Raw genomic sequence first — 19,419 nt, forward strand, 5'->3', positions numbered from 1 at the left:
TGTCATCCCTTCACGGCGCCGTCGGTCAGACCGCTGACGGCCTTGCGTTGCAGGAAGATGAAGAGGATCAGGATGGGCAGCGCGAACAGGGACGAGGCGGCCATCGTGGCGCCCCAGTCGTCGCCGAAGGCGGTCTGGAACTGGGAGAGCCAGAGCGGCAGGGTCTGCTTCTCGATGTCCTTGTTGAGAATCAGGACCAGCGGGAACTCGTTCCAGGCGGTGATGAAGCCGAACAGCGAGGTGGCCATCAGACCGGGCGCCAGCAGCGGGAAGATGACCTTGACGAAGGCCTGGGTGCGGGTGCAGCCGTCGACCATCGCCGACTCCTCGAGCTCCTTCGGCACGGCGGCCACGTAGCCGCGCAGCGTCAGGATGGTCAGCGGCAGCACCATGATCGCGTAGAAGACGGTGAGCGGGACCAGGCTGTCGAGCATGTCGTTGTCGCGGACCAGCATGTAGATGGCGATGACCATGACCTCCCAGGGCGCCATCTGCGCCAGCATGAAGGTCACGATGAAGCCGCGCCGGCCTCTGAACCGCATCCGGGCGAGCGCGAACGCGGCGAACAGGGCGATGACGAGCGACAGCAGCACCGCGCTGACCGTGACGGTGACGGAGTTGAGGACCAGCGTCCAGAAGTGGTCGGCGTCGACGGCCTTGGCGAAGTGGCCGGCCGTGAGGTTCGTCGGGAACCACACCGGGTTCTCGGAGATGATGTCGCCGGTCGGCTTGAAGGCCGTCGCGAACATCCAGTAGACGGGGAACACGAAGCCGACGAAGAGGATGACGGCGGTCGCGTTGGGCCAGATACGGCCGAAGACCGAGCGCTTCACAGCTCGTCCTCCTCTTGCTTGAGCACCATGCGCAGGTAGTACGAGGTGATGACGAGCAGCACCAGGACGGTCAGGAAGGAGATCGCCGCGCCGACGCCGAAGTGCTGGTTGCCGACGCCCTCGACGAAGGCGTAGATCGGCAGGGTCTCGGTGAGGTGGTCGGGACCGCCCTCGTTGATCGCGAAGATCTGCGGGAACGCCTTGAAGACCCAGATGACTTCGAGGAACGTCGTGGCGTAGAGGAAGGGCCGCAGGAACGGGAAGGTCACCGAGGTGAAGCTCTTCCAGGCGCCCGCGCCGTCCAGGGACGCGGCCTCGAACAGCTCCCTGGGGATCGTGGTGGTGGCGGCGTACAGGTTGATCGCCACGAACGGGATCGACTGCCAGACGATGAGCAGCGTGATCACGGAGAAGGTGGAGAGCTGGGAGCCGAACCAGTTGTAGTCGGCCATCGAGTGCCAGCCGAGTTTGTCCAGGCACCAGTTGACGACGCCGAAGCGCTGGGCGAACAGCCACTGGTAGACGGTGGTGGCCGCGATGACGGGCATGGCCCAGGCGAGCACGAGGCCCAGCATGAGCAGCAGCCGCATCTTCTTGCCGAGCCGTGCCAGCAGCAGCCCGATCAGGGTGCCGACCAGCATGATCAGGACGACGTTGACCGCGGTGAAGACCACCGACCGCTCGACGACGTGCCAGAAGTCCGAACCGCTCAGGACCTCTTTGTAGTTGTCGCCGCCGTTCCACTCGGTGAGGTGCTGGATGAGCTGCCGCGGGTTGAGGTTCTGGAACGACAGCATGCCGTTCTTCACCAGGGGCCAGCCGAGCAGGATCAGTGTGGCCAGCAGCGCGGGCAGCAGGAGCAGATAGGGGGCGGCGGCACCGCGCCGGGACGGGGACCCGGAGCCGTGGTCCTCGCTCCTCGGCGGCCCTGGTGTCCGGGCCTTGCGGACAGCGGGCTCCCCGGCCGTGTCCGTGCCTTCGGTCTGCACTGACATGAGTTGCCATCTCTTCCGTGGCGGTACCGGCCTTGCCGGCCGTACGAACGACTGAGCCGGGGGCGTCCGCCGACGCCCCCGGCGCGGGTCATCAGTTCTGCTGGGCCAGGCGCTTGTTGATCTCACCCTCGACCTGCTTGGCGGCGTCCGCCGGGGACTTACCGTTCAGCACCGCGGTCATGTAGGACTTGATCGGGTTCGGGGTGTTCTCCACCGCGGCCCACTCGGGGATCAGCGGGGTGGTGCCACCGACCGAGGCACCGGGCGCGGCGGCCTCGGCGACGGCGTTGCCCTTGAGGTTGGTCTCCAGGGACTGCTTGTTCGGGATGACGCCGTTGAGCTTGGCCAGCTCGCCCTCGAACTCGTCGGACAGGGCGACCTTCAGGAACTCCTTGGCCAGTGCCTGCTTCTTGCTGCCCTCGGCGACGGCGAGGTTGGAGCCGCCGAGGAAGACGCCCTCGGGCTTGCCGGCCGTGGCGCCCGGGATGGTGAAGTACCCGAGGTCCTTCTCGATGGCCTTGTTGGCCTGGACCGCGGTGCCGGCCTCCCAGCCCATGCCGATGAAGGCGCCGGTCTTGCCCTTGGCGAACACCTGGGCCTGCTGCGGGGTGGCCTCGTCCTTGTCCTTGGGGGCCTTGGAGTAGGAGGCGTACTTCTTGTAGGTCGCCATGGCCGCGGCGACCTTCGGGTCGCCCAGGTTGGAGACGTACTTGTCGCCGTCCTTCTTCACCAGGTCGGCGCCCTCGCCGATGGTCAGGCCGTCGAAGAAGTACCAGTTCTGGCCCGGCATGTAGAGCGGCTCGGCGTCGGTCTTCTTGCCGATGGTGTCCAGGTCCTTGAAGAACTCGTCCCGGGTCTTCGGGGTGTCCTTGATGCCGGCCTTGGCCCAGATCTTCTTGTTGTAGATGACGACGCGGTTCGCGAAGTACCACGGCGCGGCGTACTGCTTGCCGTCGTACACGGAGGACGCGGAGACGGACGGAGTCCAGTCCGAGCCGATCCCCTGCTTGAGGTCGCCCAGTTCGGCGAGGCCGCCGGTGGCCGCGTAGGCCGGGGTCTGGGTGTTGCCGACCTCGATCACGTCCGGCGGGTTGGACTCGGAGAGGGCGGTGGTGATCTTCTGCTGGATCCCGTCCCACTTCTGGATCTCGAACTTCAGCTTGGCGCCGGTCTTCTTCTCGAAGGCGGCCTGTACGTCCTTGGACCACTGCGGCGGAGCCGAGCCGTCCATCGTCCAGACCGTCAGGGTCTGGCCCTTGAAGCTGTCAGGACCCGCGTTCTTGCCCGTGTCCTTGCCGTCGTCGCCGCCGCACGCCGAGACGGAGACCATCATGCCCGCGATCACGATCGCGGCAGCCAGCTTGCGCTTCACGCCACCCTCCTCAGGGATGCCACTAATCCCCCCACGCCCTCGGCGGTGACCTGCGTACGACGCTGTTGCACGTAGGGCTCGGGACCTGGCCACTAATGGTGTAGACCAGTACGGTGGAGCTTGGCCTAGACCTTTTGAGGTGTCAAGGGTGGTTCAGGAAGGCGATCCGGCCGTTACGAGAAAGTCACCGGAGCGCGTCCGTCCCCTTTTGCACGGACCGCCGGCGGCGCGCCTACTGGACTAGACCTCACGCACTGGTTGGACTAGACCATAGGGCAGTTGGTCGCTATAACGGGAGCCCACCCACACAGCCGGGAAGGCAGGCATGGCCACCGACGTCAGCAGCGCCCAGCACCCCACGGGGGCGCCCGGCCGCACCGCGCGCGTGCCGAAGTACTACCGGATCAAGCAGCAGGTGCTGGAGATGACGCAGGCGCTGGAGCCCGGCTCCGCCATGCCCGCCGAGCGCCTGCTCGCCGTCCGGCTCGGCACCTCGCGCACCACCGTCCGGCAGGCGCTGCAGGAACTGGTCGGGGAGGGCCGGCTCGACCGCATCCAGGGCAAGGGCACCTTCGTCGCCCAGCCCAAGCTGTACCGGACGCTCCAGCTCACCTCGCACACGGAGGACATGCGCGCCCAGGGTCTGGAACCCGCCTCGCACATGCTGGACATCGGCGAGGTCGCGGCGGACGCCGAACTGTCCGGCCTCCTCGGCATCGAGGTCGGCGAGCGCGTCCTGCGCATCGAGCGGCTGCGGCTCGCCAGCGGTGACCCCATGGCGATCGAGACGACGCATCTGTCGGCGCGGCGCTTCCCCGGACTGCGGCAGTCGCTGGCCACGTACCCGTCGCTGTACACGGCCCTCGCCGAGGTGTTCGGCGTCCACCTCGCCGAGGCCGACGAGACGATCGAGACCTCGCTGTCGACCCCCCGCGAGGCCCAGTTGCTCGCCACCGACGTGGGCCTGCCGATGCTGCTGCTGTCCCGGCACTCCCGGGACGCCGAGGGCAGACCGGTGGAGTGGGTGCGCTCGGTGTACCGGGGCTCCCGCTACAAGTTCGTGGCGGCCCTGCGCCGGCCGGCACGCTGATGAGCCCGCCGCACACCGCGGCCGCCCCGGACAGCCTGGGCGCCGCGCTGGTCCGGGCCCGTGAGGAGGCCTGCCTCACCCAGGGGGAGCTGGCCGAGCGGTCGGGGCTGAGCGTGCGGGCCATCCGCAACCTGGAGACCGGTCACACCGCCCGCCCCCGCAGGCAGTCGCTGCAGCTCCTCGCCGAGGCGCTCGGGCTCCCGTCCCGCGAGGCAGGTCGGTTACTCCGGCTGCCCCGCGCCGGGTCCTCGGCCGCTCCCCCGGGCGCGGCCGTACCGGCGGAACTGCCCGCCTCCCCCCGCCACCGGCTCGTCGGACGGGATGCGCTGACGGCGGAGCTGACGGCCCGGCTCGCCCTGACCGAGCCCGGTCACGGCCGGCCCTCCGTGGTCGTCGGACCGCCCGGAGCCGGCAAGACCTCGCTGGTCCTGCGGGCCGCCCACGAGGTGCGCGGCCGGTTCCCGGACGGACAGGTCTTCGTCGACCTGCACCGCGCCGCCTCCCTCCCCTTCACCCCGGACGTGCTCGTGCGCCGGATACTGCGCTCCCTCGGCGACGCCCGCGCCCCCGAGAACCCGGAGGAGGCGCGCGCCCGGCTGCGGGACACACTCAGCCGGCGGCGGGTGCTCGTGGTCCTCGACAACGTCGACAGCGAGGCCCAGGTACGGCCGCTGCTCGTGGACGACGGCAGGAGCGCGGTCCTGGTGGCCGCGCGGCGCGAACTGTCCGCACTGCCCGACGGGTTCCACCGCCGGATCGGCGCCCTGGACCGGCAGGACGCCCACCGGATGCTGGCGGACCTGGTGGGCACCGCCCGCATCCGCGCCGGGCGCCAGGCGGCACGGAGCGTCGTGGAGTCCTGCGCGGGGCTGCCGCTGGCCCTGCACATCGCCGGCCTGTGGCTCACAGCACGCCCGCACCGGTCCCTCGGCGACCTCGCGGACCGGCTGGCGGACGAGCGCGAGCGGCTGCGCTCGCTGCACGTCGGCGACCTGTCCCTGCACACCAGCGTGACCGCCTACTACCGCCTGCTGCCGCCCCCGCTGCGCGACTCGCTGCACCGGCTGGAGTCGGTGGGCGACGACTTCGGGGTGGACCAGCTGCTGTCCCGGGTGGCCCCGTCCCGCCGGCTCGCCGTGGACCTGCTGGAGGAGCTGCTGCACCGCCAGCTGGTCGAGGCCGGCGAGCCGGACCGCCGCGGACAGATCCGCTACCGCCTGCACGACGCGGTGCGCCTGTACGTGGCGCACGGCGCCTGACCACATCCGCCGGCGGTGGGCTCAGTCCAGGAACGCCGTCTCGATCCAGCGGCGCACCGCCCGTGGACGCATCCGGTGCAGGCCGTCGACGGTGTCGGCCACCTGCTGGGAGCCGCCGAGCGACAGGAACTTCTCCCGCACCAGGTCGGCGTGGCCCGTCCGGGTCTCCGGACCGGCGGCTCCCACCGGGATCAGCCGGGTGCGGGAGACCGTACGGCCGTCCGTCAGCCGTACGGTGACGCGTGCGCCGGTGGCCTTGGTGGACCGGGAGAAGTCCCGATCGTCGGCCTGCAGCGCGCCGATCAGGTCCACGAGTTCGTCGCCGCCGAAACCGCGCAGCCACGGCACGGCCAGCTCGCCCGCCTCCCGCACGGCCTCGCCGAACGGCGCGTCGGACAGGAACAGTTCGCGGGTCATCTCCGTGTCGTGCTCCAGCCGGATCCGCTTCGCGAGCGCCCAGCGGTCGGGGTCGTCCAGATACGGCGCGGAGAAGTCGTCCACCGAGAACTCGCCGGTGAGCAGGGTGGTGGCCACCGGATAGGGCACGTCGAGGACCAGCGCGCCCAGGGGTGAGCCGGGCCCGGTGACGTACTGGGCGGCCCGCTCCCCCGCGAACAGCGTGTACAGGGAGGCCTCGACGACCACTTCGGCCACGTCCTGCGGCCTGAGCGGGCCGAGTTCCCGGTGGATCTCGGCGGCGCAGTCCACCGCCGCGTCGATGCCGGGCCCGCCGGGGTGCATCTTGAACGACAGTGTGTCGGTGTGCCAGCGGCGGCCCAGCCCCTTCGCCACCGCCTGCGGCAGCGGCACGGTCGCGAACCGGGCCAGGAAGCCGTCGCTGTGCTCCATGATGTCGGGCGCCCCGCGCAGCCCCGCGTACGCGGCGTCGCAGGCGTCCATCGCGGTGCGCACCGGCGTGAAGGTGTTGAAGAGCCGGGCGTCACTGGCGAGGAAGGCCCGCATCAGCGGCCAGTTGGGCATCGCGAAGGCCAGCCCGAAGGAGTTCTCGAAGAGGGAGGCGGAAGCCCGGTCGCAGTGCAGACGGCCCGCGACCGCGCCGGCCAGATGGGTGTGCACGGCGCTCTGGCCGCGCAGCGGTCCGAGGGTCGCGGAGGCGGTGATGCGGGCCGCGCACTCGTTGGCCGCGACCACAGCGGTGAGCAGCGAGAGCCCGTCCAGCCGGCGGGCGTAGGCGAAGGCGAGCGGGACCGCGACCGTGGAGTTGGACAGGTGCCCGGCGTAAGCGGTGTCGTCCAGGTTCAGCCAGGAGCCGAGCGCGGCGAAGACGCCGGCGGCCTGCCGCGGGTCGCGCTGCATGGGGTGCCCGAAGGCGGCCACCAGCTTTCTGCCGAGGGGGTGCTGGAGACCGGCCCGGATGGAGGCGATCTGCGACAGCACCTGGCTCGCGGCGAGCTTCAGCACCCGGCACGGTATGTGCTGCGGGCGCAGGGTCGCGGCCCAGTGCGAGAGTTCGCGCAACGGGGTGTCGGCGGGCGCGCGGCCGCGGCCGGTCCGGGGCAGGGTCTGTGCCTGCTCGGCCCAGTCGGCGCACAGTGCCCGGGCGACGCTCTCCCCGAGGACAGCGGTCATGAGGCGGCTACCTTCCTTGCCGTGCGTACGTCACGGGTGGGAACGCAACCGCGGGAGCACCGTCGCCCCGGTGCTCCCGCGGTGTTGGGGGTGGTGCTCAGGCGGCCGGGACCTTGTCGAGGAAGCCGTAGACAGCCTTGATCTTGCCCTCGGCGTCGGTGACGATGACGTCGAAGCCGATCGCGATCGGCTCGGCACCCGGCTCGGTCACCAGGCCCCACTGGAAGCGGGCCTGGTCGTGGTGGGCGTCGACGGTGCCGTGCAGCTCGAAGGCGAGGCCCTTGAACTGGTCGCGGGCACCGGCCACCACGGCCCCGAAGCCCTCGTGACCCTCGACCGCCGCGAGCGGGTCGATGTACGGGGCGTCGGCGGTGAACAGCTCGGCGATGGCCGCGGCGCGCTTGTCGGCGTCCGCCTCGTTCCAGATGTCGAGGTAACGGGAGACGGTGGTGGTCAGGTCGCTCATGCGGGCGTTCTCCTCTGTGACTTGCTTGACTTGTTCTTCTGACAGGTGGCTTCGTACGGGCTTCAGGGGGTGGCCGGCGCCCAGACCGGGAGGGCTCCCGGGAGCACCTCGAAGGTGGCCGAGGCGCCGATGCCGTGCTGGTACTCGCCGTCGTGCTCCAGTGGCAGCCGGAGGCCGTCGGTGCGCTCGACGGTGATCGTGCGGCCACGTGCGTACACGGTCGCCGGGTGGTCCATGTGCGCGGCGTTCAGGGTCAGTCCGGGCACGTCGACCGCGGCGATCCCGCTGCCGATGACACAGACGTCGAGCAGTCCGTCGTCGAGCAGCGAGTCCGGCAGCACCTGGAACCGGCCGCCGCGGTACCGGCCGCCGCCGACGTTCGCGAGGACCGTGGGGCCCTCGTGCACGACCCGGCCGTCGACGGTGACCCGGCCCGGGTACGGCGGGTAGCCGTCTGCCGTGTCCGCGAAGGCGCGGGCGTACCGCTCCCGTCCGGTCAGGGGCAGCCCCCGGGCGGTGATCAGCGCGTCGGCGATCACGCCCGAACAGGCGCCCAGATAGACGTAGTTGCGGGTCTGGGCGAGGCGGGCCAGGTCCAGGCGGCGGAGCCGGGCGCTGCCGCCGATGCCGTTGTCGGTCAGGACCGCCTTCAGGGACTCGCTCCAGGGCCGCTCGCCCCAGAGCATCTTGTAGCCGGAGTTGCCGGTGCCGCCGGGCACCACCGCGAGGGTGGCGTTCCCGGTGACGGGCACCAGTCCCTGTACGGCCTCCCGGACGGTGCCGTCGCCGCCGATGACGACGATCAGGTCGGGCGCCCCGGCGGGCCGCTGCAGCGCCCGGCGCACGGCGACGGTGGCGTCGCCCGGTCCGGTGGTGAGGTGCACCTCCGTGCGCTCCAGGCAGGAGGCGCACAACTGGCGTACTTCTTCGACCAGTTCGGGCGAGTGACTGCCGGAAGCGGGGTTGCCCAGGACGAGTGCCCGGGTGGGAGCCGGGGCTGCGGTGTCTGCCATGAGGGGCGTACTCCTTCGTCGGACGGCACCCGCGGACCGGGCCGGCTGTGCGCCCGGCGTCGCGGCGATCCCCACTCTGCCGGGGCGCGCTGTCACCGGGCTGATGCGTCGCTGACGCGGTGCGCGGGGGCGGGAACGCGAACGTCCGGCCCCTTGCCGAGAGGGGCCGGACGCGGTGGGAACGACGGGTGTCACTCCTTGACGAACGCCAGCAGGTCGGCGTTGAGCCGGTCCGCGTGGGTCGCGAACATGCCGTGCGCCGCGCCCTCGTAGGTGATCAGCCTGCTGCCGGGTATCAGTTCGGCGGTCCGCGGGCCGCACAGCGGGTACGGCGCCGCCAGGTCGGCGGTCCCGTGGATCACCAGGGTGGGCACCGGGACCGCGGCCGTCTCCGTGCGCTGGTCGGTGGTGAACAGCGTGCGGTAGATCTCGATCCCGGCTCTCGGCGAGGTGTTCAGGCACATGCCGATCAGCCAGCCGGCGAGCTGCCCGGAGAGTGGCAGGTTGTCCGGGTCCGGCTCCGGGCCCGCGAAGAACGGCCAGGTCAGGGCGTGCAGCCAGGCGGCACGGTCGGTCCGGATGGCCTGTTCCACCTGGTCGAAGAGAGCGGGTTCCAGTCCGCCGGGGTTGTCCGGGGCGCGCAGCAGGAACGGCGTCGTCGAGGCGACCAGGGCGAGCCCGGCCACCCGTTGCGTGCCGTACCGGGACAGGTAGCGCACGCACTCCCCGCCGCCCACCGCGTAGCCGACCAGCACGGCGTCCCTCAGGTCGAGGTGGTCGAGCAGGTCGGCGAGGTCGCCGGCCAGGGTGTCGTAGTCGTATCCGGTCCAGGGGATGTCCGAACGGCCGCTGCCGCGCCGGTCGTAGGTGATGCAGCGCAGCCCGTTCCCGGCGAGGAACGCCGCCTGGAACTCCCACATGCGCGAGTCCGCCATGGCCGCGCCGAGCAGGACGACGGGCCGTCCGTCGCCCCAGTCGCTGTAGTGCAGCCCGGTCCCGTCCCGGGTGGTGAGGTACGGCATCCCTTCTTGCCTCCTTCCTTCGTACGGCCGGGGTGCCGGTCGCTCACTTCCGGGCGGCGCGGCCCGGGGCCGCGAGCACCAGCAGAGAGGCGACGAGGCCCAGGCAGACGAGCGGGATCAGGGTGACGGCGAACGCGTGCGGATAGGCGCCGGCCTTGCCGCCGGCGTCCGCGAGCGCCGGGAAGAAGACCGTGCCGGCGATCGCCACGCCGACGGCGGCCCCGCCCTCCTGAGCGGTGTTGAGCAGCCCCGAGGCGGCGGCCGCGTGTTCGGGGACCGCACCGCCCAGCACCAGGTTGGTCAGCGGACCGGTGGTCAGGCCCATGCCGAGGCCGGCGACCAGCAGCACGGGCAGCAGCCACAGCACATGGCCGCTCGTGTCCAGACCGCGTGCCGTCAGCGCGATCGCGGTGTAGCCGACCGCCAGGACGAGCGGGCCGACGGCGACCCGGCGGGCGGTCACCGAGGCGGCGAACCGGGCCGAGACGATGGAGGCGCCGAAGTAGCCCGCGCCCAGCGCCAGGAACATCAGCCCGGACTGCAACGGGGTCAGGCCGCGGCCCAGTTGCAGATAGAGGGCGAGGGTGAAGAAGAAGGAGCCCATGGCAAGGAAGTAGACGACCGTCGCGACCAGGCCGACCGAGAACAGCCGGGAGCGGAACATCCCCGGCTCGATCAGCGGACCGCGCCCGGCGGCCGACCTGCGGCGCAGGTGCCAGACGGTCACGGCCAGCAGCACGGCCGCCCCGGCGAGCGACTCCCACACCCACACCGGCCAGTCGCGCTCCTGTCCTTCGAGCAGCGCGAACACCAGCAGGCCCAGGGTGGCCGTGACCAGCAGGGCGCCGGCCAGGTCGAGCCGAGTGCCGCCCTGGCCGCGGGACTCGGGGATCGTACGGCGGACGAAGGCGAGGGAGAGCAGGCACAGCGGAACGTTGATCAGGAAGATCGTGCGCCAGCTCAGGCCGGCCACGTCCACCGAGATCAGCGCGCCGCCGATGAACTGGCCGAAGACTCCGGCGAGTCCGATGACCAGGCCGTAGATGTTGAAGGCGCGGTCGCGGGCCTCGCCCGTGTACACCGTGCCGATGATGCCCAGCACCTGCGGCACCATGAGCGCGGCGGCGGCGCCCTGGGCGATCCGGGCCACCACGAGCACGGTCACCGAGGGCGCGAAGCTGCACGCGGCCGAGGCCGCCATGAACAGCACCATACCGAGGGCGAACATCCGCCGGCGGCCGTAGAGGTCGCCGAGCCGGCCGCCGGTGATCAGGCCCGAGGTGAAGGCCACGCCGTAGCCGACGACGATCATCTGGGCCTGTGCGGCGGTGGCGTCGAGGTCGGCCTTGATGGCGGGGACGGCCACGTTGGCGATGAAGAAGTCCAGCACCGTGATGAACGTCCCGACGAGGACCACCAGAAGGGCACCGGCGGAGGGGGCGGCAGCCGGTGTGCCCACGGGGTTCGTCCTCGCACGCCCCTCGACCGCGACTTCCGGGCTTGCTTCAGAAGTCATGACGACTCCGTTTCCTTTCCTTGATCTTTCACTGTGGGTTGTCCGGTGCACCGGCGGATTCCTCCGGTCACCAGGTCACGGGAAGTCGGTTCACCCCGTAAAAGACCGCCTCGCGGCGGAACAGCGTGCGCGGGTCGGCCGCGAGGCGGAGGTCCGGGAAGCGGCGCAGCAGGGAGCGCAGGGCCAGCTCCATCTCCAGGCGGGCCAGCGGGGCGCCCTGGCAGTAGTGCGATCCGAAGCCCCACTGCAGATGGCCGCTGGTGTCGCGGTGCGGGTCGATGCGGTGCGGGCAGGCGAAGACGGACTCGTCGTGGTTGCCTGCGGGCACCGAGATGACGACGGCGTCGCCCTTCTCGACGGCCACGCCGCCGAGTTCCATGTCCTCGACGGCGAGGCGCACCATGGCGTCCTGGGAGATCGACCAGTAACGCATCGACTCCTCGATGAAGTTGGGGATCAGCGCGCCGTCGTCGGCGGCGATCTGGGCCCTCAGCTCGTCGTCACGCAGCAGGGCGAGGACGTTCAGGGCGATCTGGTTGGTGGTGGTCTCGTGGCCCGCGACCAGGACGAGGCGGGCGATGCCGACGAGTTCGTCCAGGGTGAGGGCGCCGGTCGCGTGGTGGTTGACGGCGAGCCTGCTGATCAGGTCGTCCCCGGGGTCGGCGAGCTTGCGCAGCGCCAGCTTGGCGAGGTACTCGGACATATCGACGAACGCGGCCAGGGAGACGGCCGGGTCCTCCTGGGACATGATGAAGCGGGTCTTCTCGATGAAGAACGGGGAGTCCTCCTCCGGGACCCCCAGTAATCGCGCGATGACGAGGGTCGGCAGCGCCCGGGAGAAGACGGCGTGCAGGTCGGCGGGCTGGGGCTGGGCGGCCAGTTCGTCCAGCAGCTCGTCCACCAGCCGCTGGACCGGCTCGCGCAGCCGCTTGACGCGGCGGTAGGTGAACTCGGTCTGGATCATGCCGCGCAGCCGTGCGTGCTCGGGGTCGTCCTGGCGAAGGAACGAGCTGGGGTTGCTCCCGGGCGGCAGCTGGATGCGCACGGGGGCGCCGGGTAACGTCTCGTCGGCGCTCAGCCGCGGGTCGGACAGAGCCTGGCGCACATCGTCGTACCTGGTCACCAGCCAGGCCAGTCGTGAATCGGCTGCTCCCGCCGGGATGCGCACCACGCAGGGGGGTGCCTGGCGCAACTCGGCCAGCACGGGCGGCGGGTTGCCGTCCTCGGTGCGGGCGAAGGGCCAGTCCAGGATGTCGGTGTGGTCCGCGAGTGACATGTTCGTCCTCCGTGCTCGGGGGGCAAAGGTGATCCTCGGCACCGACTCTCTTTCTGCGTGGGGCACGTGAAGGGGCCCGGGCGGCGCACGGAAGAGGAATCTTTACCTCCGAGCTGTGCGCGGACGCCGGACGCCACCTTCGCGCAGTGCCCTGACGCGGCGCTGACACAGCGCTGACACGGGTCCCCACGGGGCCCGTGCGAGTCGGTGGTGAGTAATGACTTTGCCAAGGAGGACTGACCCGAAGCTGATCAGGGACTGACGAGGGCGGGCCGCGGGCGCGGGCCGGCGGTGTGGGGGGCGGGGCCGTGGTGGGGGCACGGCCCTCCTGTCACCCGGGTGAGCGGCCGTCACCAGGTGACGGGGAGTTCCTCCAGGCCGTACACGAGGGTGTTCTCGCGGAAGCGCACGTCGTCGGCGGGGACGGCCAGGCGGAGTCCGGGGAGGCGGGCGAAGAGGAGGCTCAGGCAGACCTCCAGTTCCATGCGGGCCAGCGAGGCGCCGGGGCACAGGTGCGCGCCGAAGCCGAACGCGAGGTGACCTGAGGCGTTGCGGTGGATGTCGAGGCGGCCCGGGTCGGGGTAGACCGACTCGTCGTGGTTGGCGCCGGGGATCGCCACGATCACACCCTCGCCCTGGTGGATGTGCGCCCCGCCCAGCTCGACGTCGGCCACCGCGGCCCGCACCTGGTTGTCCTGCGAGATGGACCAGTAGCGCAGCAGTTCCTCGACCGCCGGTCTGAACAGGGCCGGGTCGGCGTGGAGTTCGGCCCGCAGGGCCGGATCGCGCAGCACGCTGAGGACGCTCAGGCTGATCTGGTGGGCCGAGGTCTCGTGCCCGGCGACCAGGAAGAACCGGGCCATGGCGACGAGCTCCTGGTGGCTCAGCTCGCCGGTCGCCACATAGCGGGTGACCAGCCGGCTGATCAGGTCGTCCTGCGGGTCGGCGGTGCGCTGCACGGCCAGCTCGTCCAGGAACCGGGTCATCTCCAGGAACGCGCCGTACGTCTCCTCGGGCGTCGCGTCCTGGGAGAGGATGACCCGGCTCTGCTCGGTGAACGTCGCCTCGTCCTCCTCCGGGACGCCGAGCATGCGGGCGATCACCAGCGACGGCAGCCGGACGGCGAAGTTCTCCACCAGGTCGACCGGGTTCGGGCCCTGCTCCAGCTCGTCCAGCAGCCGCCCGACGAGGAGTTCGACCTCGGGGCGCAGGGCGCGGGTGCGGCGGGCGGTGAACTCGGTCATCGCCATCCGGCGCAGCCGGCCGTGCTCGGGGTCGTCCATGCGGTTGAACGACATCACGCCGGGCTCCGGCGGCAGCTGGATCCGGATCGGGAAGCCCGGCTGCTGGTCGTCGGCGCTGAAGCGGTTGTCGTTGAGCACCTGGCGGACGTCCGCGTGCCGGGTGACCAGCCAGGCTTCGCCGCCGCGTATGCGCACGCGCACCGGTGGCTCCTTGCGCAGGCCCTCGTATGCGTCCGGTGGCCCGTACGGGCAGGAACGCGCCATCGGCCACTCGGGAAGCTGCTGCTCGCATTCGGACATGGGAATTCCCTCCGTTGGCTGGTTTCCAGGGGGTGTCCAGCGTTGGAGACATCCTGATGAGCAGTCCTGACAGGAATCTGATGGATTACTGACGCGTTTTCAGCCAGTAAATGACTGGTTTCCGATTGGCAAAAAGGGAAGGTTGCATTCTGAACAACCGTAGGTGAGAGCCTTCCCGGAACACGGAAAACGGGGGCCGGCGAGAACTCGCCGACCCCCGTCGGAGGACTGTTTTCCGCCGTCGGTCAGGCGGCCTCGGGCGCGCTTGCGGCATCCGCCTGCCGGGCCCGCGGCAGCAGCTGCACCAGAGCCGCCACCAGGACGCAGAACCCGGCCTGCACCAGCAGGCTGGTACCGAAGGCGTGGGCGTAGGAGTGGGCGTCGATCCGGTGCCCGGCCACGCCGAAGAAGACCACGCCGATCACCGCGATGCCGATGGCGTTGCCCATCTCCTGGGCGGTGGAGAAGACACCGGACGCGGCGGCCGCGTGGTGCGGGGCCACGCCCTCCAGGACCAGCGAGGTGAGCGGGGCGACGACGAAGCCCATGCCGAACCCGCCGAGCACCATGGCAGGGATGCACCAGGCCACGGAACCGCTGCTGTCCAGGTGCCACACGGTCTCGGCCAGCGCCAGGTCACCCGCCGCCAGGAGCAGGGCGCCCAGGGCCAGCACCTGCTTGCCCAGCTTGGCCGCGGCTTTCGGCGCCTGCACCGAGCCGACGAAGAAGCCGAGGCCGAGCGGGATGAACAGCAGCCCGGACCGCAGCGCGGACTGGCCGCGGCCCTCCTGCAGATACAGCGCGAGGACCAGGAAGAACGAGGCCATCGCGGCGAAGAACACCAGCAGGGAGACCACACCCACACCGAACGCACGGTCCTCGAAGAGGGTCGGGTCGACCAGCGGCGACCTGCCGCGGGCCGCCTTGCGGCGCTGGGTGTACCAGAAGACGGCCAGCAGCGGTACGGCGGCCACCAGGCACTCCCAGGTCCAGGTGGGCCAGCCCTGCTCGCGGCCCTCGACCAGCGGCAGCACGACGGCGGTGAGCCCGGCGGTCACCAGGACCACACCGGTCAGGTCGAGGCCCGTGTGGCCCTCGGCGCGGGACTCCGGCACCAGCTTCGGGGTCAGCAGCAGCACGACGGCGCCGATCGGCACGTTGATCAGGAAGATGGTCCGCCAGTCCCAGCCGAACACGTCCGCCTTGATCAGCAGGCCGCCGATCAGCTGTCCGAAGACGGCCGAGGCGCCGAGCGTCAGGCCGTAGGCGTTGAACGCGGCGACCCGGGCCTTGCCCGTGTACGTCGTGGTCAGGATGCCGAGGACCTGCGGGATGACCAGCGCGGCCGCGGCGCCCTGCACCGCGCGCGCCGCGATCAGCTCGCCCATGTTCGGCGCGATGCCGCAGGCCAGTGAGGCCAGCGTGAACAGGGCCAGGCCGATGGAGAAGATCCGCCGGCGGCCGTAGAGGTCGCCGAGCCGGCCGCCGGTGATCAGCATGGCCGACAGACCGATGTTGAACGTGGCGGCGACCAGCTGGATCTCGGCCGCGGTGGCGTGCATCCCCTGTTGCAGCGAGGGGATGGCCACGTTGACGATGAAGAAGTCGAGGTTGGTGATGAACAGGCCGGCCAGCACGACCAGAAGCGCGCCCCATGCGGGTGCTCCGGCGGCCTCCTCGATGTCCGGTGGCGGTGCAGCCGAGGCCGCGCTGCCGGTCAGTTCCGCTTCGGTGGTCATGGACGACCCTCCCTAGGTCGTTTTGTGCTGGTTGAATGCGGGCCACGGGGGTCCGCGACGCACTGCGGGGCGCGGGACAGCACCCGGAACACAGTCATCGGGTCACTGTCCCGCGCCCCGCTGACGCGGCGCTGACGCGGCCTTCGGGCTCAGGTCCCGCTCTGGTCCGCGGCCCTGGCCACGGTCCGCTGCAGCCGGTGCGCGAAGTGCGCGGTGACGGCCTGGGCGTGCGTGTCGATGTAGAAGTGACCACCCTCGTACTCGTTGTGGCCGAGGTAGCCGGGGGTGCGCCCGGCCCAGTGGGTCATGGCGTCCGGGGCCTCCTGCAGCGGATCGCTGCGACCGCCGTAGGAGGCGAGCGGGCAGGTGACGCCGGCGCCGTCGTCCTCGTAGTCGCCGGCGACCCTGAGGTCGGCGCGCAGTGCGGGCACGACGAGCGCGAGCATCTCGGGGTTGTCGTAGATCTCGGCCGGGAACGAGCCCAACTTCTTGATCCACTCGACCAGTTCGGGCTCCGGCATCCTGCTCTGCTCCTCCGTCGGCTGGAAGAAGCCCACCGGCGACCAGCCGGACATGCCGACCATCACCGGAGCCGGCCCGCCCTCCGCCTCCATCTTGATGGCGAGACGGAACGCCAGCTGTGCGCCGAGGCAGTGGCCGAAGAAGGCGAACGGCCGGTCGTCCAGGTCGCCCAGGACGGCCTCGTGCAGGGCGTCGAGCAGCGGCCAGAAGTTCTCGTAGGTCTGCTCCTCCCGGCGGTTGTGGCGGCCGGGCAGGGTCACCGCCTGGGCCGCGATGTCCGGGGGCAGCAGGCTCTCCCAGTCGCGGTAGATGATGGCGCCGCTGCCCGCGTGGGGCAGCAGGAACAGCCGGATGGAGGCGTCGGGCGAGGGGTCCACGGGGTGGAACCAGTGCCCCTCGGTGGACATCTGGCTGCCGACGGTGCCGATGGCGGTGGTCACGACTGCGTACTCCCAACGGTGGTGGACGGGCCGAGGGCGCGTACCGCGGGCAGCAGCACCTCGGCGATCTCCTTCAACTGCGGCTCGGGGTCCAGGGATCCGATCCGTACGACCAGGTGCCGGGCGCCGGCGCGGACGTAGTCGCCGAGCCACTCGGCGCACTTCTCGGCGCTGCCCCAGGCGTAGGCCTGGATGCTCCGCATCTGCTCCAGGGAGCGGCCGTAGTAGTGGCTGATGTAGTGCTCCAGTTCGGCCTTGGCCGCGCTCTCACTGGCGTTGACCGTGACGGTGGCATACAGCGCGGGGACGACCGCGTCGGCTCCCCGCCCGGCCTCCTCGGCCAGTTCGGCGATACGACGGCGGGCGCGTGCGTAGGCGTCGACGTCCGGGAGGAAGGGCAGCCAGCCGTCGTAGCGCGTGGCCACGCGGGCCAGGACCTTGGGGGTGTCGCTGCCGGCCAGCCAGAGCGGCGGGCCGCCGGGGATCGCGGGCGAGGGGAGCCGGTCCAGGTTCTCCGCCTGCCAGAACTTGCCCTGGAAGTCGCCGGGTTCGCCCTCCTCGCCCGACCGCCACGCCGTCCGCCACAGGGCGGTGATCTCGTCCAGGCGGCCGACGCGGCCCTGGAAGGACGCGCCGACGGAGGCGAACTCCTCCTCGGTCTCGGGCATCGGGAAGCCCGAACCGAGGCCGAGGATCAGCCGGTCGGCGGCGACATGGCTGAGGCTCGCGATCATGTTGGCGCCGATGAGGGGGTGGCGCAGGGCCGGGGTGAGGGCCGCGGTGCCGACCGCGATGCGCGTTGTCGCTGCCGCTGCGGCCGAGAGTACGACGAGGGGGTCCAGGCGGGGGCGCGCGGTGAGGGAGTCGCCGGCCCACAGGGAGTCGAAGCCGGCCGCTTCCGCGGTTTTGGCGAAGTCGAGCAAGGGTGCTGCAGCGTAGGTGCCGTTGATGGCTTGCTCTCGCGTGGGGAGGAGGATGCCGATCTGGAGAGGGGGCCGGCCGTCGTCTGCGGGCTGCGGGCCGGTGGGGGCTGGTCGCGCAGTTCCCCGCGCCCCTTGGGAGTTGCTCTCCCCGGAGTTGGAAGGCATGCGTCGTTTTCCTTTCTCGGCTGTCGGTGTCGTCAGACGACCGTTGCCTTCAGTGCGTCCCTGGTCGGCGCCGCCAGTTGCTCCCTCACCGCGCGGCGCAGGATCTTGCCCGACGGGTTGCGCGGGAGGGACTCGGCGAAGTGGTACGTGCCCGGGATCTTGTAGTCGGCGATGCGGCCCCGCAGCGACAGCAGGAGTTCCCGGGGTGTGGCGGTCGCGCCGGGCCGGAGGACCACCACCGCGTGCACGCTCTCGCCCCAGCGGTCGTCGGGGAGGCCGACGACGGCCGTGTCGGCGACGGCCGGGTGCGCGGCGAGCGCCTTCTCGACCTCGGCCGGGTAGATGTTCTGCCCGGCGACGATGATCGTGTCGTTGATGCGGTCGCACAGGTGGACATAGCCGTCCTCGTCGAGGTAGCCGGCGTCGCCCATGTGCAGCCACTCCCCCACCAGGGTGCGGGCGGTGGCCTCGGGCAGGTTCCAGTAGCCGAGCATCCGGGAGGGTGCGCGGACGCAGATCTGGCCGATGGCGCCGGCGGGCAGGGTCTCGCCGTCGGGGCCGATCACCTTGACCTCGTTGCCGGGGCAGGGCCTGCCGACCGAGGTGAGGACCGTGCTGCCGGGGTGGTGCGCCTCGGGCGGGAGACAGACCGCGACGCTGCCGGTCTCGGTGCTGGCGTAGATCTGCGCGAACTCGCAGCGGTAGGTCTCCAGGCACTGCTTGAGCAGCGTCTCGGACATGGGGGCGGCGCCGTAGGCGATCTTGCGCAGGGAGGCGAACGCCTCGGGGCCCGCGCCGCGTTCGGCCGCCATCGCCTGGAGCATGGCCGGGGCCGCGAAGGTGGTGGTGACCCCGTGGCTGCGGATGAGGCGTACCGCCTGCTGCGGGTCGAACTGCGGCATGATCACGTTGGTGCCGCCGGCGTTGAACGTGTGCAGGAACCAGCCGATGCCGGCCACGCCGAAGCCCGGCAGGGAGATCAGGGCGACGTCCTCGGGCAGCCAGTCGATCCAGTCGACGCCCCGCTCGCGGCTCGCGTGCGGCAGCGTGAAGAAGCTGCGGTGGGCGAGGACCGCGCCCTTGGGCAGGCCGGTGGTGCCGCTGGTGTAGATCTGGATGACCGCGTCGTCCGGGCCGGTGCCGGGCGCGAGGTCGGTGTCGGGCTGATCGGCGGCCCAGGCGAGCAGGCCCGCGCCGCGGGCGGGTTCGCCGTCGGCGTCGGTGCCGTCGACCCGGATCACCCTGCGCAGCCCGCGCAGTTGGTGGCGGACGGTGGCGACGGTGTCCCAGAACTCGTCGTCGACGAAGATCAGGGCGGCGCCGGAGTCACGCAGGATGTGGTCGACCTCGTGCGGGGTGAGCCGCCAGTTGACCGGCACCAGGACCGCGCCGGCCTTGGCACAGGCGATCATCACCAGGTAGTAGTTGGCCGACTCGCGGCCCAGGTAGGCGACCCGGTCACCGCGCCTGACCCCGCTGGTGTGCAGGGCGTGCGCGGCACGGTTGCTGTCGCGGTGGAGCTTCTCGTAGGTGGTGACGCGGCCCTCGCAGATGATCGCCGGGTGGTCCGGGCGGCTTCCGGCGTGGGCCCGGGAGGAGTGGTGGAGCGTCCAGCGCTCCCTCGGTATGTCAGTCATGGTGGGTTCCCGTCCCT

16 protein-coding genes are annotated in these 19,419 nt (G+C 71.1%); 2 read left to right on the forward strand and 14 right to left on the reverse strand.

The genetic code is table 11. The annotated features are described in order from the left end of the window. Positions 1–2 precede the first annotated feature (2 nt). The 3 genes from AC07DS_RS22280 to AC07DS_RS22290 form a co-directional block, all read right to left on the reverse strand. Positions 3–833 carry a carbohydrate ABC transporter permease gene (locus AC07DS_RS22280; RefSeq protein ID WP_479147749.1) on the reverse strand — a complete coding sequence of 277 codons (831 nt, stop codon included), beginning with the start codon at positions 831–833 and terminating at the stop codon, positions 3–5. After that, positions 830–1,828: a carbohydrate ABC transporter permease gene (locus tag AC07DS_RS22285; protein ID WP_479147750.1), complete on the reverse strand. Its 999-nt coding sequence runs from the start codon at positions 1,826–1,828 to the stop codon at positions 830–832. Before AC07DS_RS22285 ends, AC07DS_RS22280 begins: the two co-directional genes overlap by 4 nt. A 91-nt stretch (positions 1,829–1,919) precedes the next feature. After that, positions 1,920–3,200, reverse strand: coding sequence for an extracellular solute-binding protein (locus tag AC07DS_RS22290; RefSeq protein ID WP_479147752.1), 1,281 nt, complete (start codon positions 3,198–3,200; stop codon positions 1,920–1,922). A 325-nt stretch (positions 3,201–3,525) separates the two neighbouring features. On the opposite strand from AC07DS_RS22290, the gene AC07DS_RS22295 reads away from it, so the two are divergent. Next, entirely contained in the window at positions 3,526–4,290 is a 765-nt protein-coding gene (locus AC07DS_RS22295) for a GntR family transcriptional regulator (RefSeq protein WP_479147753.1), read from the forward strand. Further along, entirely contained in the window at positions 4,290–5,549 is a 1,260-nt protein-coding gene (locus tag AC07DS_RS22300; RefSeq protein WP_479147755.1) for an AAA family ATPase, read from the forward strand. Before AC07DS_RS22295 ends, AC07DS_RS22300 begins: the two co-directional genes overlap by 1 nt. Positions 5,550–5,570: 21 nt before the next feature. On the opposite strand, the gene AC07DS_RS22305 is transcribed toward AC07DS_RS22300, so the two are convergent. The 11 genes from AC07DS_RS22305 to AC07DS_RS22355 all read right to left on the reverse strand — a co-directional run bounded on the left by AC07DS_RS22305 (position 5,571) and on the right by AC07DS_RS22355 (position 19,402). Next, positions 5,571–7,139, reverse strand: a complete 1,569-nt coding sequence (locus AC07DS_RS22305) for an MmgE/PrpD family protein (RefSeq protein WP_479147757.1) — start codon at positions 7,137–7,139, stop codon at positions 5,571–5,573. A gap of 97 nt (positions 7,140–7,236) precedes the next feature. Then, positions 7,237–7,605: a nuclear transport factor 2 family protein gene (locus AC07DS_RS22310; protein WP_145884124.1), complete on the reverse strand. Its 369-nt coding sequence runs from the start codon at positions 7,603–7,605 to the stop codon at positions 7,237–7,239. Positions 7,606–7,667: 62 nt separating this feature from the next. Further along, positions 7,668–8,618, reverse strand: a complete 951-nt coding sequence (locus AC07DS_RS22315) for a diacylglycerol/lipid kinase family protein (protein ID WP_479147759.1) — start codon at positions 8,616–8,618, stop codon at positions 7,668–7,670. 191 nt (positions 8,619–8,809) lie between these two features. Further along, positions 8,810–9,640 (reverse strand): alpha/beta fold hydrolase, encoded by an 831-nt coding sequence (locus tag AC07DS_RS22320; protein WP_479147761.1) that lies wholly within the window; start codon positions 9,638–9,640, stop codon positions 8,810–8,812. A 43-nt stretch (positions 9,641–9,683) separates the two neighbouring features. Then, the gene (locus AC07DS_RS22325; protein ID WP_479147763.1) at positions 9,684–11,156 is read right to left on the reverse strand and encodes an MFS transporter; all 1,473 of its coding nucleotides are present in this window, start codon (positions 11,154–11,156) and stop codon (positions 9,684–9,686) included. Positions 11,157–11,223: 67 nt separating this feature from the next. Continuing rightward, positions 11,224–12,432, reverse strand: coding sequence for a cytochrome P450 (locus AC07DS_RS22330; RefSeq protein ID WP_479147765.1), 1,209 nt, complete (start codon positions 12,430–12,432; stop codon positions 11,224–11,226). A gap of 350 nt (positions 12,433–12,782) precedes the next feature. Then, the gene (locus AC07DS_RS22335; RefSeq protein ID WP_479147766.1) at positions 12,783–13,976 is read right to left on the reverse strand and encodes a cytochrome P450; all 1,194 of its coding nucleotides are present in this window, start codon (positions 13,974–13,976) and stop codon (positions 12,783–12,785) included. A gap of 245 nt (positions 13,977–14,221) precedes the next feature. Next, the gene (locus AC07DS_RS22340; protein WP_479147768.1) at positions 14,222–15,715 is read right to left on the reverse strand and encodes an MFS transporter; all 1,494 of its coding nucleotides are present in this window, start codon (positions 15,713–15,715) and stop codon (positions 14,222–14,224) included. 149 nt (positions 15,716–15,864) lie between these two features. Then, positions 15,865–16,644 (reverse strand): thioesterase II family protein, encoded by a 780-nt coding sequence (locus AC07DS_RS22345; protein WP_479147895.1) that lies wholly within the window; start codon positions 16,642–16,644, stop codon positions 15,865–15,867. A 29-nt stretch (positions 16,645–16,673) separates the two neighbouring features. After that, positions 16,674–17,654, reverse strand: coding sequence for an LLM class flavin-dependent oxidoreductase (locus tag AC07DS_RS22350; RefSeq protein ID WP_479147897.1), 981 nt, complete (start codon positions 17,652–17,654; stop codon positions 16,674–16,676). Between the two features lie 143 nt (positions 17,655–17,797). After that, positions 17,798–19,402, reverse strand: coding sequence for a fatty acid--CoA ligase (locus tag AC07DS_RS22355; RefSeq protein ID WP_479147770.1), 1,605 nt, complete (start codon positions 19,400–19,402; stop codon positions 17,798–17,800). Positions 19,403–19,419 lie beyond the last annotated feature (17 nt).

It is taken from the genome of Streptomyces sp. NPDC044064 (assembly GCF_056434245.1).

What these genes read in the sequence shown, in the direction of transcription:
- AC07DS_RS22315 (WP_479147759.1), bottom strand. Translation starts at nt 8,618, where the DNA reads ATGGCAGACACCGCAGCCCCGGCTCCCACCCGGGCACTCGTCCTGGGC.
- AC07DS_RS22310 (WP_145884124.1), bottom strand. Translation starts at nt 7,605, where the DNA reads ATGAGCGACCTGACCACCACCGTCTCCCGTTACCTCGACATCTGGAAC.
- AC07DS_RS22285 (WP_479147750.1), bottom strand. Translation starts at nt 1,828, where the DNA reads ATGTCAGTGCAGACCGAAGGCACGGACACGGCCGGGGAGCCCGCTGTC.
- AC07DS_RS22345 (WP_479147895.1), bottom strand. Translation starts at nt 16,644, where the DNA reads ATGTCCACCGAGGGGCACTGGTTCCACCCCGTGGACCCCTCGCCCGAC.
- AC07DS_RS22320 (WP_479147761.1), bottom strand. Translation starts at nt 9,640, where the DNA reads ATGCCGTACCTCACCACCCGGGACGGGACCGGGCTGCACTACAGCGAC.
- AC07DS_RS22340 (WP_479147768.1), bottom strand. Translation starts at nt 15,715, where the DNA reads ATGACCACCGAAGCGGAACTGACCGGCAGCGCGGCCTCGGCTGCACCG.
- AC07DS_RS22325 (WP_479147763.1), bottom strand. Translation starts at nt 11,156, where the DNA reads ATGACTTCTGAAGCAAGCCCGGAAGTCGCGGTCGAGGGGCGTGCGAGG.
- AC07DS_RS22295 (WP_479147753.1), top strand. Translation starts at nt 3,526, where the DNA reads ATGGCCACCGACGTCAGCAGCGCCCAGCACCCCACGGGGGCGCCCGGC.
- AC07DS_RS22300 (WP_479147755.1), top strand. Translation starts at nt 4,290, where the DNA reads ATGAGCCCGCCGCACACCGCGGCCGCCCCGGACAGCCTGGGCGCCGCG.
- AC07DS_RS22335 (WP_479147766.1), bottom strand. Translation starts at nt 13,976, where the DNA reads ATGTCCGAATGCGAGCAGCAGCTTCCCGAGTGGCCGATGGCGCGTTCC.
- AC07DS_RS22330 (WP_479147765.1), bottom strand. Translation starts at nt 12,432, where the DNA reads ATGTCACTCGCGGACCACACCGACATCCTGGACTGGCCCTTCGCCCGC.
- AC07DS_RS22355 (WP_479147770.1), bottom strand. Translation starts at nt 19,402, where the DNA reads ATGACTGACATACCGAGGGAGCGCTGGACGCTCCACCACTCCTCCCGG.
- AC07DS_RS22305 (WP_479147757.1), bottom strand. Translation starts at nt 7,139, where the DNA reads ATGACCGCTGTCCTCGGGGAGAGCGTCGCCCGGGCACTGTGCGCCGAC.